This is a genomic window from Nesterenkonia sp. DZ6 (assembly GCF_022565835.1).
GTDB lineage: Bacteria > Actinomycetota > Actinomycetes > Actinomycetales > Micrococcaceae > Nesterenkonia.
Map to the genome: position 1 here is coordinate 141,332 of NZ_JAJOYW010000002.1, position 16,520 is coordinate 157,851.

15 protein-coding genes and 2 pseudogenes are annotated in these 16,520 nt (G+C 61.7%); 8 read left to right on the forward strand and 9 right to left on the reverse strand.

Annotated features, from left to right (window positions below; translation table 11 throughout):
* Positions 1-55 precede the first annotated feature (55 nt).
* A complete protein-coding gene (locus LTH93_RS06270) occupies positions 56-706 on the reverse strand; it encodes a hypothetical protein (protein ID WP_241470431.1) in 651 nt (216 codons plus the stop codon).
* A complete protein-coding gene (locus LTH93_RS06275) occupies positions 703-1,755 on the reverse strand; it encodes a hypothetical protein (RefSeq protein ID WP_241470432.1) in 1,053 nt (350 codons plus the stop codon). Before LTH93_RS06275 ends, LTH93_RS06270 begins: the two co-directional genes overlap by 4 nt.
* 651 nt (positions 1,756-2,406) lie before the next feature.
* On the opposite strand from LTH93_RS06275, the gene LTH93_RS13455 reads away from it, so the two are divergent.
* On the forward strand, positions 2,407-2,580 hold the full coding sequence (locus tag LTH93_RS13455) for a ParB family protein (protein WP_370642724.1): 174 nt from the start codon (positions 2,407-2,409) through the stop codon (positions 2,578-2,580).
* Between the two features lie 130 nt (positions 2,581-2,710).
* On the opposite strand, the gene LTH93_RS06280 is transcribed toward LTH93_RS13455, so the two are convergent.
* A complete protein-coding gene (locus LTH93_RS06280; RefSeq protein WP_241470433.1) occupies positions 2,711-3,817 on the reverse strand; it encodes a PIN domain-containing protein in 1,107 nt (368 codons plus the stop codon).
* Positions 3,818-4,039: 222 nt separating this feature from the next.
* A pseudogene (locus LTH93_RS06285) lies at positions 4,040-4,470 on the reverse strand (LexA family protein).
* Between the two features lie 122 nt (positions 4,471-4,592).
* Between LTH93_RS06285 and LTH93_RS06290 the strand changes: the two are divergent.
* The gene (locus tag LTH93_RS06290; protein WP_241470434.1) at positions 4,593-5,405 is read left to right on the forward strand and encodes an SHOCT domain-containing protein; all 813 of its coding nucleotides are present in this window, start codon (positions 4,593-4,595) and stop codon (positions 5,403-5,405) included.
* A 230-nt stretch (positions 5,406-5,635) separates the two neighbouring features.
* Here LTH93_RS06290 and LTH93_RS06295 read toward each other — a convergent pair whose 3' ends face one another.
* On the reverse strand, positions 5,636-6,310 hold the full coding sequence (locus LTH93_RS06295) for a hypothetical protein (RefSeq protein ID WP_241470435.1): 675 nt from the start codon (positions 6,308-6,310) through the stop codon (positions 5,636-5,638).
* 386 nt (positions 6,311-6,696) lie between these two features.
* Between LTH93_RS06295 and LTH93_RS13460 the strand changes: the two genes are divergently transcribed.
* Positions 6,697-7,338: a HigA family addiction module antitoxin gene (locus LTH93_RS13460; protein WP_241470436.1), complete on the forward strand. Its 642-nt coding sequence runs from the start codon at positions 6,697-6,699 to the stop codon at positions 7,336-7,338.
* A 582-nt stretch (positions 7,339-7,920) separates the two neighbouring features.
* Here the strand turns inward: LTH93_RS13460 and LTH93_RS06305 are convergent.
* The gene (locus tag LTH93_RS06305; protein ID WP_241470437.1) at positions 7,921-8,316 is read right to left on the reverse strand and encodes a hypothetical protein; all 396 of its coding nucleotides are present in this window, start codon (positions 8,314-8,316) and stop codon (positions 7,921-7,923) included.
* A 331-nt stretch (positions 8,317-8,647) separates the two neighbouring features.
* Here LTH93_RS06305 and LTH93_RS06310 point away from each other — a divergent pair, with 331 nt between their 5' ends.
* The 5 genes and pseudogenes from LTH93_RS06310 to LTH93_RS06330 all read left to right on the forward strand — a co-directional run bounded on the left by LTH93_RS06310 (position 8,648) and on the right by LTH93_RS06330 (position 13,087).
* Entirely contained in the window at positions 8,648-9,217 is a 570-nt protein-coding gene (locus LTH93_RS06310; protein WP_241470439.1) for a DNA-binding protein, read from the forward strand.
* A gap of 505 nt (positions 9,218-9,722) precedes the next feature.
* Positions 9,723-10,026: pseudogene (locus LTH93_RS06315) on the forward strand (transposase); the annotation flags it as partial.
* A 192-nt stretch (positions 10,027-10,218) separates the two neighbouring features.
* A complete protein-coding gene (locus tag LTH93_RS06320) occupies positions 10,219-11,247 on the forward strand; it encodes a Gfo/Idh/MocA family oxidoreductase (RefSeq protein WP_241470440.1) in 1,029 nt (342 codons plus the stop codon).
* The gene (locus tag LTH93_RS06325) at positions 11,244-12,032 is read left to right on the forward strand and encodes a TIM barrel protein (RefSeq protein WP_241470441.1); all 789 of its coding nucleotides are present in this window, start codon (positions 11,244-11,246) and stop codon (positions 12,030-12,032) included. The genes LTH93_RS06320 and LTH93_RS06325 overlap by 4 nt, the downstream gene beginning before the upstream one ends.
* Positions 12,029-13,087, forward strand: a complete 1,059-nt coding sequence (locus LTH93_RS06330) for a LacI family DNA-binding transcriptional regulator (RefSeq protein WP_241470442.1) — start codon at positions 12,029-12,031, stop codon at positions 13,085-13,087. The genes LTH93_RS06325 and LTH93_RS06330 overlap by 4 nt, the downstream gene beginning before the upstream one ends.
* 548 nt (positions 13,088-13,635) lie before the next feature.
* On the opposite strand, the gene LTH93_RS06335 is transcribed toward LTH93_RS06330, so the two are convergent.
* Genes LTH93_RS06335 through LTH93_RS06345 form a run of 3 tightly spaced genes read right to left on the reverse strand, consistent with a single transcriptional unit; the run spans position 13,636 to position 16,518 of the window.
* Complete coding sequence (locus LTH93_RS06335; RefSeq protein ID WP_241470443.1) at positions 13,636-13,809, reverse strand: hypothetical protein; 174 nt, start codon at positions 13,807-13,809, stop codon at positions 13,636-13,638.
* Positions 13,810-13,838: 29 nt separating this feature from the next.
* Positions 13,839-15,056, reverse strand: a complete 1,218-nt coding sequence (locus LTH93_RS06340; protein WP_241470444.1) for a Gfo/Idh/MocA family protein — start codon at positions 15,054-15,056, stop codon at positions 13,839-13,841.
* Positions 15,057-15,084: 28 nt separating this feature from the next.
* Positions 15,085-16,518 (reverse strand): sugar porter family MFS transporter, encoded by a 1,434-nt coding sequence (locus tag LTH93_RS06345; RefSeq protein ID WP_370642725.1) that lies wholly within the window; start codon positions 16,516-16,518, stop codon positions 15,085-15,087.
* Positions 16,519-16,520 lie beyond the last annotated feature (2 nt).

Consider the following 16,520-nt stretch of genomic DNA (forward strand, 5'->3'; position numbering starts at 1 on the left):
AAGGAGACCTCATAGGGCCCCGCATTTGCGGACGACCCCTCAAGACGGAGTCGTTTTATTCGGAGACCCATGGTTCCCCTTCCTCCTGCAATCGGATTTTCTCAGATTTCCGCTGCTCGTTCTTCTCCGGCAGGGCGGGCACGCCAGCCCCCCGAACGTCCTCTAGAAGATCCAATAACAGCCACGGACGGCCAAGCCAGTCCTCAACCTGTTCTGTCAGCCTGCGGTTGGAGAGGCGCGTAAGTCGTCGGAGCACGATGCGTGAAGAAGCCCGGTAGGCATCGGCGTATGAAGACATCAACCCATCAGAAAGCTCATCCCCGCGTGGCGTAGTCGAAAACGAACCTCCGTCTAGCGATGCGAGACCACGTGCAATCAGATGCGCCAAGTCTGAGCGGATCCGTTCCCGTCGTGAAACAAAGCGTTGGCCTGTAGATGCGTAGGAGAGCTGGTTTCGCGCGAAACCAACTAGCCTCAAAGCATCCCTGTCTGCGGCATCCTGCTCAGAACTGCCAGAGGTAACCGCCCACGGATTGTCGGAGAAGAACTCGTAATAAGTGAGCCGATCTATCGACTCGATGCGTCGACCATCCTGTTTCGCAATGGACATGAGCAGCATCAAGCGAGCCATACGGAAGGTGCGATTACTCTCAGGAACGTAGGATGCGCCTGGTTCGCTCGTGAGACTTGCTTCTCCGCTAATCACGATGGCTGTTCCTCTACGGTGCGCTGGTGCGGATCGCGGTCTGGCGTGCTGTCACTAGCATCGCGGTCGCCACTGACATGCATGTCGCCGCGGTGTTCCTCTGCGACATGTCGCCAGTGCTTGACCCACCCGGCTCTTCCTTCCTCGACCAACATATGCGCGGCACCTTGCTTGTGGGCCCGTTGGAGGACTAATCCCGGGGCGTCAGCTGTGGATGCAGCTTCACCAATGACTTGTCCGTACAACGCCGGCATCATGCCATCGGCAGAGGCGGAAGGTGCGTGTTCGTTGAACCGCATCTCCCAGATCCCGTGGACATCGAGTTGCACGGTTCGGAGCGCCTGAAGTTCAGTCGCCGCCTCCTTGGCCTCGAGGTCGCGTCGAAGGGCTTCAGTCGCGAAGAACATGCCACAAGCAGCGCTTGTCTCTTCGAAACCAGAGGCCTGAAGTTGCCGAACGAACAGCGCATTGTCGAAGGCTGCATAATCCTCAGTAAGAGCCACGTCTGGCGAAGCAATACGCTGCAGAGGCAGAGAATCCACCGTATGAGGGAAATACTCACGACGCACATTGATCGATTCGCTGCTCATTAATTGGCGACGCAGTTGGTCGCCTTGCCAGAGCTTGACTTTGGTACCCGTCTCCCTTTTGCAACGACCCGCCCACCCGAGGAACCATTTCATCTGCTGAGGATGCAGGATCGCAGGAACCACGAGTGTCCACTCGACGATGGTGTAGTTCTCCTCTTTCGCCTTCTTAGAGGCCGAACGAAACGATTCCCTCACTTGGTTTTGGGGTGACGCATTTTGCCAGTGCCGAATGTACTTTGATTGCCAAACTTGGACCTTCCCCCCGTCTAACTCTCCAACGAAGGTGTCAATGCCCCAGTCGTTATGGTTATTCGCGGCGACCGTCGTTGCGTCAATCCACCTCACGGCAACGAGATCCGAGACAAACTGCTCGAAGCGGTCTCGTGCGGCGCCATCCGAAGCGTTGTCGGAGTCGAACCGACGAAAAAGTTGTTCGGCTTCCGGGAGAGCACGGCTCATGCGATTTCCCCGTGTACGGGAGGTCGGGGCCGGGCAGTCTGGCAGTGTCCCAAGCCGCTTTGTCCAGTCATATCAAGAATCTACCTCACTCGATTTCCAGAGAGGTACTTTCAACGCGTCTGTTCAACTCAGGGGTAGGACCCTCCGGTCAGCTTGCTCGATGATTCCATTTGGCGCTGTTTCAAACTGCAAATCAGACCAGCCGGTGCCTTCAGTAGACTCTGCACGCCGCAAGTCTGGTTGCTTGACGTGCGACCCCACTTCTGGATGAATAAGGCATTCGATACCAGGTCTGGCTCGATGGTCTAGCCCGGTAGGACCATCCAATCGTCGGATAGATTAATTCTCGGCGACGATCCGCAAAAATCGATGACCCACCTCGCACGAAGAGGTTTCTCCGTGAGGATCCACTGGCGTAGGTCTCGTATGTTTATCCGGCGACCAGCAGGACATAGGCAGTTCTCGCCACCCGTCAGCCGTACACACTCAGATCGGAGACCCAAGATCAACAAGCGTCCCGTCCGCCGTCTGTCCACGCTATCCACAGCCTCCTGGGAATATAAAGGAAGTCAAAGCACCGCCCAGCCTGGTCCAAAACGATCTATCTTCGCCAACTTGAGCTCGATCGCCCCTGCAGCCCTCCGAGATGACATGCTCCTCTGGGGCAACCAGCAGGAAGAGGCACGAATTCGTGGGGTCTGTGATTTCGTTAAAGCCTCCGATGGCACGCCCCGAACAGTCGAGGAGTTCATTCGGAGTACCGTTATGAAGGAAGTACACCGACTGGAACTCGAGCACAACGCCGGTCAGCCGTTCCACTTCTAGTTCACCCGGGCTGCGACACAGGGCGGCATGCCAATGCAGCACCTCTACGAAGGACGCGTACGCTCACAAAGCGACCGAGCCTTCTACCGTGTAGAGCGCCCGTTCAGCGCGCGTCGTCCCAAAGCCAGATTCACGCATCGGTAATGTCCTCGACGACTTCGACAGCAAGCATTCCATCTTCGATCCGACCTGTTGGAAAGTCTGTCCCGAGCGTGAATTGAACGCGACGCGTTTCGGTGGCTTGAAGCATATGACTGCTCCAATCCCCAAGAATTGCGACACTGTCGAGTTCGTAAAGAGACACGTCACTCTTGTAGATGTAGCCCTCGAGGACACAATCAGCCTCGACAGTCACTCGGATGGTCGTCGTCCCTGGCTCGCCGGCATCGAACGTATGAAATTCGATGGTCGCGTCGTCCATGACAATCTCCGCAAACGACGGTCCGTCCAGAACTGTCTCGATGGGGTTAGTTATCAAGCCATCGCCGTCGTACAGCCCAAGTGTTGCCTCAACATCTAAGCCCTGTAACTGCTCCAGGGCGCGATCCAAAAGTTCGCTGAGCCTCGCATCAGTCAGCGTCTTGTCGACCACGCGAAGAATCTCAGCCAGTGGGCGAATCTTCTGGTGGCTCAGCAAAGACTGCAGGGAGTCTACAACCTCGAGTCCTTGCGAACCCTTGAGCTCGCTCCGTAATTCTGAGTGCAGGGGCCCGCCCTGTTCTTCGCAGAAGTCCGTGTGGTTCGCCGTCACAAAAATGGCCGGCCCGGACGCGTGGCCCGAGGTAGAGCAGTACGTACGAATGCTCTCCCAAATTAATGCGTCACGAAAACCTCTGCCACTCTCCGAGAACGGCTTACGCCCCTCGAGGTCCCGCGACAAGAGGTCCTCAATGGAAAGCTTCGAGTAGGTCGCTATCTCGACGGACTCTTTCAAAAGTCGTCTCTTCATGCCCCTATAGAAATCTGTGCTGTCCAGGTCAGGGGGCACCACAGCTACGTTCTGGGCGCCCGCCATCTGTGTGACCATGTTGAAGCCGCTCGTAGCGTTCATGAGTTTGAGCCGCTTCTGGTCGAAAGACTTTTTCCACTGCCGGCCGAGCTCAAGAATCACCACATCGGGCACCACGAGATGAACGAGCCGAGCACTCGAGAGCGCGAATACCTGCTTCACCGCCGAACTGGTGAACCCTCCCGTCCCGTACAGAGCAGTCGTGTCCAGAAATACCAGTGGCTTCATCCGGCCAGCTTACTTATCTCCGGAACGAGACAAGGAGCGTGTAGTACTCAGTGAGTGCAGGCTATTTTCCTCAAAGGCTCCCGAGAGACTAGTAGGTGGCAGCGCCAGATCATGGTGCCGCGTTGCGACTGCTCAACTGGACACCGCAACACTGTTTGGGAAAGTGAACTTCTACATCGATGAGGCCTATGAAGTCGCGGCCCGCGAGCTCAGCAAAGTCGGCTACACGTTGTGGATGCACTTGATGACGACTCCCCAGATCTCGAGTTCAGACAGCTCCTGAACCTCGATCGGGGGGGGTAGGAAGGGTTCTCCGCTTGGAGCACCACTCTCCCATTGACGAGCCTCAGCCGCTTCACGGTCATTTCACCGTCGAGAATAGCGACCACCACGGACATGTCTCCCGCGGTCAGCGAGCGATCCACGATCAGTTCATCACCGTCACAGATCCCCGCACCTTCCATCGAGTCACCCGAGACCCGGACAAGGAAAGTGCTGTTGAGATCTCGGATGAGGTACTCAGAGAGGTTAATCGGAGCTGTCTGGTAGTCCTGGGCCGGGGACGGATAGCCAGCAGCCACAGACTCAGGAACCCGCAAGAGGCCCCGAGCCACGTCGGTCTCATCGAGACTCTGGATCTGTTCGATACGCATGGGAGCCTCAGTATCTATCGAACATACCTTCGATAGCAATGCGACGAAAGCACGATCGCCCTGGCTTCGTGAGTCGCCGTCGACAACATCGCGTGACCTGCAGGCTGTGTCAGAATCTACCCATGGAGGATCAGACACCGACAGAGTGGAACGCGGATCAAGACCCGGCGACCGTCAACTTGGGAAAGAAGAAGGACGGCGCCTTCTCCAAGCTCGGAGCGGCGGTCAAGAAGGCCTCCACGGACAGACAGTCCGCGAGAGAAGAGCTGGGCCGCAAGTTCCTGGCGGACGCGGAGGCGGCTGGGCCGCTCGTTACAAGTGGCGTCTTCGGCACCTCGGCAGTCGAGATTTATCAGGGCGGTTACGTCCGCGTTGCGACGGCACCAGAGAAGGCGCAGCAACCTGCCAAGATTTCCAAGAAGACGCCGTACGAGCAGTTGCGTTCGATCAAGTTCACACAGCCTGGGCAGGAGCAGTCTTCCGGCTTTGAAAATTCACTTGGCCCAGCGGTGTCCGGACTGATGAAGGGTGGCAGGGCCTTCATGAAAAGCAGTGCACCTGGGCTCGCGGCCGCGGGTATCGCACACCTCGCCAAGAATGAGGCGCGTAAGGCCTTCCTGACCGTCGTTACTGATAAAGAGATCTATACCCTGATTAATCAGATACATAACGGCTATATGAATAAAGTCGCCAAAGGACACAACGAGGTGGGTCTAGTTCTAGAGACCGCAGGGAACTCGGTCCTCGACATCGTCGAAGTAGCAGCACCCGAAGCCCGGCCAGAACCTCATCAGGTCGAGACGCACCCTGCTGCGGCGGCCACAAGTCCAACTCTTTCGGAGCGGCTCCGCGAGCTAGCCGACCTGCACAGAGACGGGATCCTCTCCGACGACGAGTTCGCTGCGGCTAAAACGAAGTTGCTAGCCGAACTCTGATCTCCGTCCATATGCAGCGCCCTGCGCCGGCAGCTAGTTGCAACTGCCCTCGAAGGGACCCAGGCGCCTGGGACACGCGCCTGCAATAGATGACCAGTGGCGAAACCCGCACCAGCGGTACTCGCGACCTTCGATCCAGCAGCACAGGCGCTTCCCTGACACCGCTCCCCTCCACTCAGCGGTGAGAATTCTCGGACTTTTGCTCAAGCACTTGACTCGACGTGGCTCCGTCAGTTGGCGTTTCCCTTGCTCTCCGCGCGCCAGAGCGCATGCTCGAAGTGCGTCAAGGTCTCGGCGATCTGGGGACGGGATTCGTAGGCCTGGTTGACCAAAGCGACGACTTGGTCTGAACCCGGCTTCAAAGACTCATCCCCGTAGGCATGACGAGCGACGAACCGAGTCAGTAACGAGTCTGCTTTCACCCCCGGGACCCCCAGGTGCATAGCGAAGTACGTGAAGGTGACCTTCCCGAGTCCATGCACCCGCGTGTATGCCCTCCGCGCGTCCTCGCTGCGTTCGGGAGTGAAATCCGCAGCACGCACGATTGGTGGCTCCAGTGCCGTGAACGCGCGTGCAGCGTCCAGGACTGCACCACTCTTGGACCGTTGGCTGGTCTTGCCCTCCCCCATGACCTTCTGGATAGCATGTTCGTCCAGAGCGGCAAGTACACGCAGGTCATCAACCGCGTTGGGGTGATCGGACCTGAACTGTTTCACCCGGTTGAGCACACCCTTGCCGGGGTGTGCCGAATCGTAAGAGGCCTGGATGGAGTGAACGGCGTCTACGAGTGCTAATCCGATCGAGTTCGGGTAACCACCACGGTAGGCAGTGAAGAACTCTTTAGGGAGCGAGTCGATTGCCGAAAGTAGGGCCGTCATGTTTGGTTTATCAGTGGTAGCGGTCATAACTGGACATTACATGTTCAGAATGCGTAGACCTGGGCCTCATGTGAACTTCGCCGAGCAAAACCTACGATTTAACCACCGAGCGATGCGGCGTCCGCGTCAGTCCGATCGATCAAAAGACGCGCTTCCTACTGGGGCGCCTCGTGGAACCTAACTGGTGGCGTGGTCATTCTTCTGCCATTCGCCCCTGGACGTGAGGCCCTCCCGTCCCCGAGCTACCTCAATAATGAAACTGCCCCCTTCTCTGGGAGAGGCCTGCCGCACTCGTAAATGACGTCTTCCAGCACCTTCTCCATCGACGCGACGACGCACCCGTCGCATATCGGCGTTTGGACCCGCAGGTTAAGGTCTTCCCTGCATCGCTCCTGTAACGCCACACTAGTCAGGTGAAGCGCCCCGAGAACCCGACGGAACGATGGCTGGCCATGAACGAGCTGCGTCGGCACATCCTGGCTGCACAGGTCACCGTCGCGCTTAACGAGCAACTGGACCGACCCACCCCGGACAACGTGCGGGAGCTGGCCGAGATGAAGGTCCCCTCTCAGCGCGACCTGGCACATGCGCAGTACGGGCCGGAGCTTCCTCGGGTGCAGGCTCTGAAGCTTCTGCATCGAGACATCCTGTGGGCTCAGGTCTCTGTCGCACTGGATGAGCAGCTCGGACACACCACCTCGGGCCCCGTGCTGCGCCTGGCGAACATGGAACTCCCCGACCGGGCTGAGTTCGAGCGTGCGCGTGCTTACGACGAGGCCAACCGTCCGCAGAAAGGCGCCGTGGAACCCTCCACGCATCTGATCCATCCCGGGGTGATCCTGCTGGAGGAGTTCATTGAACCTCTAGGGCTGGCACCGGAGCAGGTGGCCCAAGAACTCGGTCTCAACCCGGCGCAGTTCACCTCGATCACCCAGGGCGCCCAAGACATCACCGCCGAGGTGGCAAGGCTGCTCGCACAGCGCTTCGATCTCTCTGCGCGCTTCTGGGTGAACCTTCAGGCGACGTATGATCGCGCGCTGGCGGCCGATCGCTGATCCAAGAACGCGTCTCTGCCGGGATAGCAGGGAAAGTCTGCCAGCATCGTTCCCCGGAAACCCTTTGAGACCCCCGTGACACCTCCCGACGATGACATGTGACTCACCCTAGAGCAAGCCTCCAAGGTCGTCGGCGTCTCGCTCTCTACCCTGCACCGTCGACGCAAAGACGGGTCCCTCCAAGCCGTGGGCGCTCACCTGGGCACCGACGGGGCATGGAAGATCCCGCGCCAGGGTCTCGCGCGGCTGGGATACGCCGAGCTGGTTCCCCGGGGGGGGCCGACCAGGATTCTCTGGGTGATGGGTCGACACCCCTGAAACAGGTCTCAGCACCACTGCCAAAGACACCCTCTGCCACCCAGGAAAAACCCCCGTTCTGGCGCCGCATCCCCAGTATGCAGTTCACGCAAGCAACTTTTTTCTGCTTTACATTCCTTACAGATTCTACGAGTTATATAGGTTGCCGGCGACTGTCCCTCGCTGTGGCGTCCACGTCGAGCACCCTCGATGCGCAGGATCGTGACTGAATGATGTTTGCTGCCGGGTTGAATACGGCAGGGCGCTGAGTGGCACGGGCAAGACTCATAGCTCAGCGAGATCAGCTGCTGCCTTGGTCATGAAGTCGGGGTCTCCGGTGTGCATTGCTGGGGTGTCGCCGTCGAAACGCGGTGAAGGAGTCGCCGCCCAGAGGGTGAAGGACCTGCCGGTGGTTCCCTCGTTCTCCAGGATCCCCGCCATGGTCGAGACCCATTCCCAGGTCTCTCGATGCACCGGGTCGATCTGGAAGGCGGGGTAGTAGGTCTCCCCAGCGTGCCTGACTGAGATGAGTCGACCCTTGCGCGCTGAGTCCGAGGGCCAGTTGCGGGCCTTGTCGACGTAGTCGGCCATCTCCCCTGCAGTGAGGAGTCGGGCCTGCGGGTTTTGGTTCAGAAGGTCGAGCTTCTCTTGGGCGGAGTCCTCGGGTCCCGTCTCCACCATGTCCCGCACCTTCCGTTGCGACCGGGCCAGCAAGTCAACGAATTCTAGTGCTAGGCCTGCAGTCTCACGAGGGCCCTCGACACTCTGCCTGCATCTCTGCGGTGTGCACCGCTCGGGCCGGCGGTCCAGGGTGGGGCGTCAGCTCGTGGAGGGGTCATTCGTAGCAGCGAACAGTGTCAGTAGCGGCGTTGGCCTCGATCGCACTCACTGCACGGGTCAGCGGCTCGGGTTGGGGTCGGTGACTGCGCTCTTCGAAACCAGATAGGAACATATAGGAACATATAGGAACACTAGGTACGCACTTAGCGTACTTGTGTGTTACTGTAGAGGCATGGACACTGAACAGAACGCATCGAACACGCCCACCCCGGCACAGAGCCGTGCCGCCGAGGCTGCCGAGGCGCTGGCCGCTGAAGGTCAGCCCGTGACTGCTCGCAACGTAAGAAAGCGCGCCGAGGTCGCAACGGACGTAGCGGGTGAGGCAGCGCGGAAGTGGAACGAGAGCGCCGCCTCGGCCGAGCCCGAGTCTCCGATCCCGGACAACGTGATGGCCCGCTACGCGGCCGCATGGCGCGAGTCCCAGGCTGAAGCGAGTGCCAAGTTCGCTGCTGAGCGCGAGGCTTTCATGGCCAAGCTCCAGGCCTCGAACGATGAGATCCGGGAGCTCACCGGTGACCTCACCGAGGCCGAGGCCAAGATCGAGGAACTCTCGGCGGCCGTCGCCGATGCCAAGGCAGCCCTTGCCGACGCTGAGCGGGCCGCAGCCGTCCGGGCTGACGAGCAGGCTGCGCTGCTGTCCACCGAGCGGTCCCGCGCGGATCGTGCAGATGTGCTGCTGGAAGCGGTATCGGCTGAACGCGACCGACTGCTGGAGACTGTGCGTTCGATGACACGCGACTGATGTTGGCCGGCGGTTCGGTCTGGGTGGGTCTCGCCTCACATGGGTGTCTCGGTGCGTGCTGCCGACTATGACCGTATGCCCGCTGTCACGCATGATCACCCGCACCCATGCGTGCGTGCTACCGCCCAGACACGGGCTCCCTGGTGAGGGGGAAGTCCATCTTCGGGTGGACTGCAACGTACGTACGCCGCAGCCCACGCTGCAAGCCAACTTACGCATGTTGCACTCGGGTCTGCCACACCGATAGGTGACAGTTTGACGTGACCTATCGGTGCGGCAGACTCGAGGTCATCTGCGGAACCGGATTAAGAAACACAACCCACGGCTGGCCGACCGGGGCACCGTAGAGTTCTTCACCGCCGTGGAGGCACAAACCGTGGTGGTCGCTCGGCACCGATGCGCCCGCGACGATTGTGCCGATCCTCGCCCAGCAGCTGTAAGACGTGAGCCGACAACAGGCCGGAGCCTCACCCAAGTAGAGGCCGGTGGACGCCCCCTCTTTACGACCGCGGCCAGGATCGTCACTAACTTCGAGACCGCAAGCCACCTGGCCTCCTACGCCGGCACTGCGCCCACGACGAGGCGTTCCGGGACTTCCATCCGTGGAGAGTTCACCAACCGCGGCGGGAACAAGCGTCTGAAATCCAGCCTCGACAACTCAGCGTTCGCGGCACTGCACCACCCGCCCTCGAGTGCGTATTACGACCGGAAGATCGAGATGGGGAAGCAGCATAAGCGGGCCATTATTGCGATGGCGCGGCGCCGTCTGGACACGCTCTACGCCCATGCTGCGCGACGGGACCCTCTACCAAGGCCCAGCCGTGCGGCCGCATCAGAGCACTCCCTGGCCGTTCGACGAAAACCACAGAGGCAGCCCCGCCCTGTGTTGCCAATCACACTAATACGTACTAGTGTTCCTGCCAAGAGATGATCCAGCCGATGCAAGACCGGCCACGGACCCCCTTTGTCCACAATCAGCCCCTGACTCCAAGGAGCGCTTCGTGCCTCAGTCCCGCATTCTGAACATAGGCCTGATCGGTGCTGGCCGCATCGGATCTAGCCACGCCCAGCTGATCGCTCGCGCCGTCCCGAACGCGCGGCTGGCCGCCGTGGCCGACCCTGTGGAGGGCGCGGCCGCGCGTCTGGCCGAGGAGCTGAAGGTGGATGCGGCGTACACGGACATCGCTCAGCTGTTAGCTGATCCGGAGATCGACGCGGTCGTGATCACCGCCCCTGCCCGCTTCCACGCCGGATTGGTAGAAGAGTCGGCCGCGGCGGGCAAAGCGATCTTCTGTGAGAAGCCGGCCGGAATGACGCTGGATGAGATCGACCGGGTCCGGCGGGCGGTGGAAACTCACGGGGCGTTGTTCCGCATCGGATTCAACCGCCGATTCGCCGACGGCTTCCCGCAGGCCCGCGCAATGATCGACGCCGGCCACATCGGCACCCCCCAGCTGTTGCGATCGACCACCCGGGACCCGGGACTAGCCAACCCCGCGGCAGTCGCACCCTGGACGATCTTCCTCGAGACTCTGATCCACGACTTCGACACGCTGAACTTCCTCAACCCGGGCGCCCGGGCGGTGCAGGTACACGCGGTAGCCGACGCCCTCGTGGCCCCCGACTTCAAGGACGCCGGGTTGCTGGACACCGCTGTGGTCACGATCCGCTATAACAACGGGGCGATCGCCACCGCCGAGGCCAGCTTTTCGGCCGCCTACGGCTACGACACCCGTGCCGAGGCCTTCGGCTCAGCAGGCATGGTCACCGCGGGAGACCTAGCGGCCTCAAGCCTGCGCTATTACGGCCCCGCGGGCCTCGCCGTAGACACCGTGCGCGCAGACACCCAGTCCATGCGCGGCTCCTACACCGCGGAGCTGCAGGCCTTCACCGACACCGCCCTTGGGCAGCCGACCGACGGGCCGGGAGTCGAGGCGGCCGGAGAAGCGTTACGGATAGCGCTGGGGTGCATCGAGTCCTGCGGCACCGGGGCGCCCGTGACGCTCGACATCGTCGAGGCCATCCGATGAGCCGTTTCACCCTTGCAGCCAACGCCGAGATGCTCTTCGTCGATATGCCCTTCGAGCAACGTGTCCGTCGACTCCACCAGGCCGGTTTCGACGTTGAGATCTGGGACTGGAGCAACAAGGACCTTCCGGGCCTTGCGGCCACAGGGGCCAGGTTCGGGTCGATGACCGGCTACCTGCGCGGCACCCTAGTCGACCCGGACGGTGCGACCGAGCTGTTGCGCACGGCCGAGGAGTCTCTGGTCGCGGCCGAGGTCATTGACTGCCCAAGGCTCAACGTTCACGGCACCGGTCTGGATCCCGCTGGGACACCCGTGGTCCCGCATTTGGTGGTCACAGGGGCGGACTGGCTTGCCGCGGCGCGTACTCTTGAGCGCCTGGCTGCACTGGGCGAACGCTACGGGCGAATCTTCACTCTGGAGAACCTCAACACCGCCGTCGATCACCCCGGTGTGCCCTTTGGAACGGCTGAGGAAACACTGGCCCTGGTCACGGCCGTGGACAGCCCACACCTCCGCTTGAACCTGGACCTTTACCACGCCCAGATCGGGGAAGGGAATCTGGTAGAGCTTTGCGGCCGGGCCCTCGCGTATATTGGGGAGATTCAGGTGGCGGACGTACCAGGACGGTGCGAGCCTGGCACCGGCGAAATTCACTACCCCCGGGTGGCCGCCGCTTTGGCAGAGATCGGATATGAAGGAGTGATCGCGATGGAGGCCTTCGCCGCCACCGACCCCGAGCTGGCCCTGACCCGCTTCCGGGATGCCTTCACCATGTCTGCCGCGTGACCCCAGACGCCCCGGGCCCAGAAGCCCTCCGCCCCCCGACCGGGCGCCGCGTCACCATGCGCGACGTCGCCCGGACGGCCGGAGTATCCCAGCCGCTGGTCTCGATCGTATTCCGGAACGTTCCCGGCGCCAGCGAGGAGACCCGAGCCCACGTGCTGGCCGTGGCGGCCAAGCTGGGCTACCGCCGCGACGAAAGGGCTCGCCTGCTTCGCCAAGGACGCTCCCGACTGCTGGGAGTAGCCTTCGAACCGGTGCAACCGTTCCACGGAGAGATCCTCGATGCCCTTCACACCGCCGCGCAGGAGCGGAACTACGAGGTAGTCCTCTCAGCCGTTACGCCCCACCGGGCCGAGGACGCCGCCCTTGATGCCCTGCTTCGCGATCGGTGCGAGGCGCTAGTCCTGCTTGGCAGTTCCCTTCCACAAACCCGTCTCGAGCAGATCGGTGCTTCTATGCCGATCGTCTCAGTAACCCGCGCCTTCGAGGACTCAGTCTTCGACAGCGTGGCCATCGATGACCACCGCGGGGCGGTCCTGGCAGTGGAGCATCTGTTCGCCCTGGGGCACCGACGCATCGCCTATATCGACGCTGACCGCGAGGCTGGCGGGGCGCGACGCCGAGCCGGCTACCAAGACGCCATGCTCGCCGCAGGCCTCAGCGACCAGATGCTGATCATTCGCGAGGCTGCTTCGGAAATCGGGGGCGCGGCCGCTGTCACCCGGCTCTTGAGCCAGGGGCCCGCTCCGACCGCAGTCATGGCCTTCAACGACCGATGCGCGGTCGGAGTGATCAGCCAAGCCCGGCTCATGGGCCAGCGCGTGCCGCAGAACTTGTCGGTGGTCGGTTTCGACGACTCCGAACAGGCATCCCTGCCCTACCTCGATCTCACCACCCTCGCCCAGGACGCCCGTCAGCTCGCCCGCACCGCTGTGGAACTCGCGCTGCGCCGCCTCGAGATCGCGGCGGAGAACAGCGCAGTAGCAGGCGAGCACGTCACGCTCCCCGTCCGACTCATTCCCCGCACCAGCACCGCCCTTGTCCCCGCCGGCCTCTAAGGTCCTGCTTATGATGCTGACCCGGGACCGGACGCGGGACCAACAACGTGCCTCAGGACACCTCGCCCGTCAGCAGTCAGCGCTGCCGTCCGAGGAAGCGCAGGCTTCTCCACGAAGTGAGCGACCGGACTCATCTGGTCGTGCCCAGGACGACGATGTCGTCACCGGGCTCGTGCTCGGCCAGATACCCGGCCCCAGACGAGGGCGCCGACCGCTGCGGCGAAGATCAACGAGCTGACCGCAACACTCATATAGATGAGGTTCAATCCCAAATCTTGGGCCATCGGCCCCTCTGCAACGTCCCACTGGCAGTCGATGACGTCCGATGCCCGTGACGACCAGTCGTTGACGATCCACGAGGTCTGCCGAGTACTCGACTCCGAACCGGGTGGTCCTGGCACGGCCACGACCCTGGTCTGTCAAAGACTTCCGGCGAGCACCTGAGATCCTCCGCGCGCTTCTGACCTGTTCTCTCATCCGGGTGCAGTGGGTTCCCGGTGCAGTTCAGTCCCTGCAAGCTGACCCCCGGCACCGTCGAGCACTGTGAGCTACTTCCGCGCGGCGACGGGATCGTTTTCGAGTTCGACCACCGGAACGTGCGCCGCGGGCAGGAACCTGCCCGTGTTGAGCTCCACGGCGTCGAGGCCGATGTTGGCGACGATCTCGATGGATTCGGCGAGCGCCCTCTTGTGCAGCGGTGCTGTGTACAAAACTGGATGCACGGTCTCCTCCTTTGATGGTTCGAGCGGTCTCAGACCGCCGAGATCGCGTCTACCTGCACACTGACTCCGCTGCGACGAGCGGACTCAGCGACTGCCTCGATGATTTCCATGTTCCGCAGGCCCTCGGCGAATGACGCGTTCCGGGGCCAGGATTCGGATTCCGGAACCCCTGCCACCTCCTCCAGGAATGCGCGCGCCTGGAAGATGAATCCATCGTTCTGACCGAATCCGATGCCGGGAGCCGCCATCGCGTACCCCTCGGCCACGTAGGGGTGCCCGGGTCCGAGCTTCACGGTGCGAAAACCGTTGTTGTGTGCGTTTGGTCCGTCTTCATTGAGGTGGAGGAGGATTTCTGCCGGGCGCTCCTGGTCCCAGACGGCGCTGCCGTTTCGGCAGGCGATCTCCAGGCGCAGCCCGTTGGGGTGGCCGGCTGTGACGCGTGAGGCTTCGAGCGTGCCTGAGGCCGTTCCGTCTACTTTCGCCCCGAATTCTGCCGTGAACCCGGCCCAGTCGTCGTTCGTCACCGGCTCCGTTTCCTCAGAGACTGCCGCGACCGCGTGTCCGACCGTGGCGCCCAGTGGCAAGGATCGTTCCTTGATGACAGTGCGGAAGGAGGCACCTGCCACGCTGCGGATGGGCCCAGCGAGCAGCTCCGCGGCGTAGAGGAGGTGGCTCCCCACATCTGCTAGTGCACCTGAACCTGGTTCTCCGCGATATCGCCAGGTCATCGGCACCTGGGGGGAACGGGCGTAGTCGGCGTAGTATCGCCCGTTCAGATGAAGCACCTCACCAAGCTTCCCACTGTGGACCAGCTCAGCAAGCGCGGCCAGTCCTGGCGCACGTCGGAAGGTGAATCCGATGCGGACCACCGGGTCCGCCTCCGAGGCCAGAGCGGCCATTGCTCGCGCATCCTCCAAGGTGCCGCTGAGCGGCTTCTCGCACAAGACATGCTTTCCTGCAGCGACGAGGGCTTCGACGATCTCTCGGTGGAGGTGATTCGCCACCACCACCGAGACGATGTCGACGTCGGCAGCCTCCAGCAGATTTCTCCAGTCTGACTCCACCCTGTCGTAGCCGTAGCGTCCGGCGACGTTCTCGGCCAGTGGCTGAGCAATGTCGACGATGGCAACGAGCCTGACCTCCTGGGGAAAAGGGCTGCGCACTGTGGTCGCCGCTCTCCAGGCGGCCGCGTGAGCGGCCCCCGCCATGCCAGCACCGATGACTGCGACTCCGATCGTCTGCGACATGACGGGGTCCTTTCGTGGTGAGTCGTAGTTATCCGCGCTTGACGGCTTCTGGGATCACCGGGATGGCCCCGGTGCGAAAGTCCTCTTCAATCTGTTCCAGGCTCCGGCCCTTGGTCTCCGGGACCTTGATCCAGGTGAAGGCGAAGGCGATGGCACAGATCACGGCGAAGCCTGCGAAGAGGACGCCGACACCGAGGGATTCCAGCAGCACGGGGAAGCTGAGAGCGACCACACCGTTGCCGAACCACAGAGCCGTCGTGGCCAGGCCCATGGCTGCGGCTCGGACTCCCAGCGGGAAGATCTCACCGAGCATGACCCAGACGATGGAGCCCCAGCTGGCCTGGAAGACGAAGACGTAGACCGCGATGCTGGTCAGGGTCAGTACCCCAACCAGTCCGGAATCGTCTGCCTCGGGGAGGAACAGGTTGGTCGCGGCGAGGGCACCGAGGCTGATGGTGGTGCCGGCAGCACCGATGAGAAGCAGTGGCTTGCGCCCGATTCGGTCGGCGCAGAGCAGTGCGACCGCGACTGCAAGGATGTTGACGATGCCGAAGATGAGGTTCGACGCGATAGCCGCCTGATCGGAGAAGCCTACATTCTGAAGTGTCGTAGGCGCGTAGTACATGATGGTGTTGATACCCATCACCTGTTGCAACACGGCCAGTCCGAGCCCGATGAACAGGATGGGCTTGACCCAGGGCTGCAACAGTGCCTTCAGACCCTTGCTGGCTCCTGCCGCAGCCTCTGCCCGCTGGACTGCATGAATTTCTTCGAGCTCGTGCCGGACTTCCTCCGGGGTGCGGTCATAGTTCAAGATCTTGCGAGCTTCATCTTCGCGGCCGCTCCTGACCAGCCAGCGAGGTGTCTCCCAGACGAAGAAGAGCCCAAGTGCGAAGAGGATCGAAGGGATCACCGAGAGCCCGAGCATCCATCGCCAGGATTCCATCGGGGCGAAGGCAACACCGATGATGAAGCCCAGGAACTGTCCGGACACAATTGCCAGGGCATAGAAGGCGGTGACTTTACCCCGGATGCGTGCAGGAGCGATCTCCGAGAGATACACCGGCAAGGTCACGGCCGCCAGACCGGCCCCGAGGCCGACTACCAACCTGAAGAGGAAGAGCACTTCAGTATTGGGCGCGAAGGCCATACCCAGGGGGGCGATGATGAACACGACAGCTGTAGCGATCAGGACTGACCTGCGACCATATTTGTCGGAGATCCTCCCTCCGACTGCGGCGCCAACGACTGCACCGATGATGAGGCCGGTGACGACCCATCCCTCTTCCCAGGCGCTGAGCTCGAAATCGCGACGCAGATACACCAATGCTGCTGAGATGACGCCGGTGTCATAGCCCCAGTTCAGACCCCCTAGGGCTCCGAAGATGTAGATCAGGGAAGTTCTCTTCTTACGCGCAGGTGCCGGAACGTGTCCGGTTCCGGGCGTGCTAGTTACAGAAATCT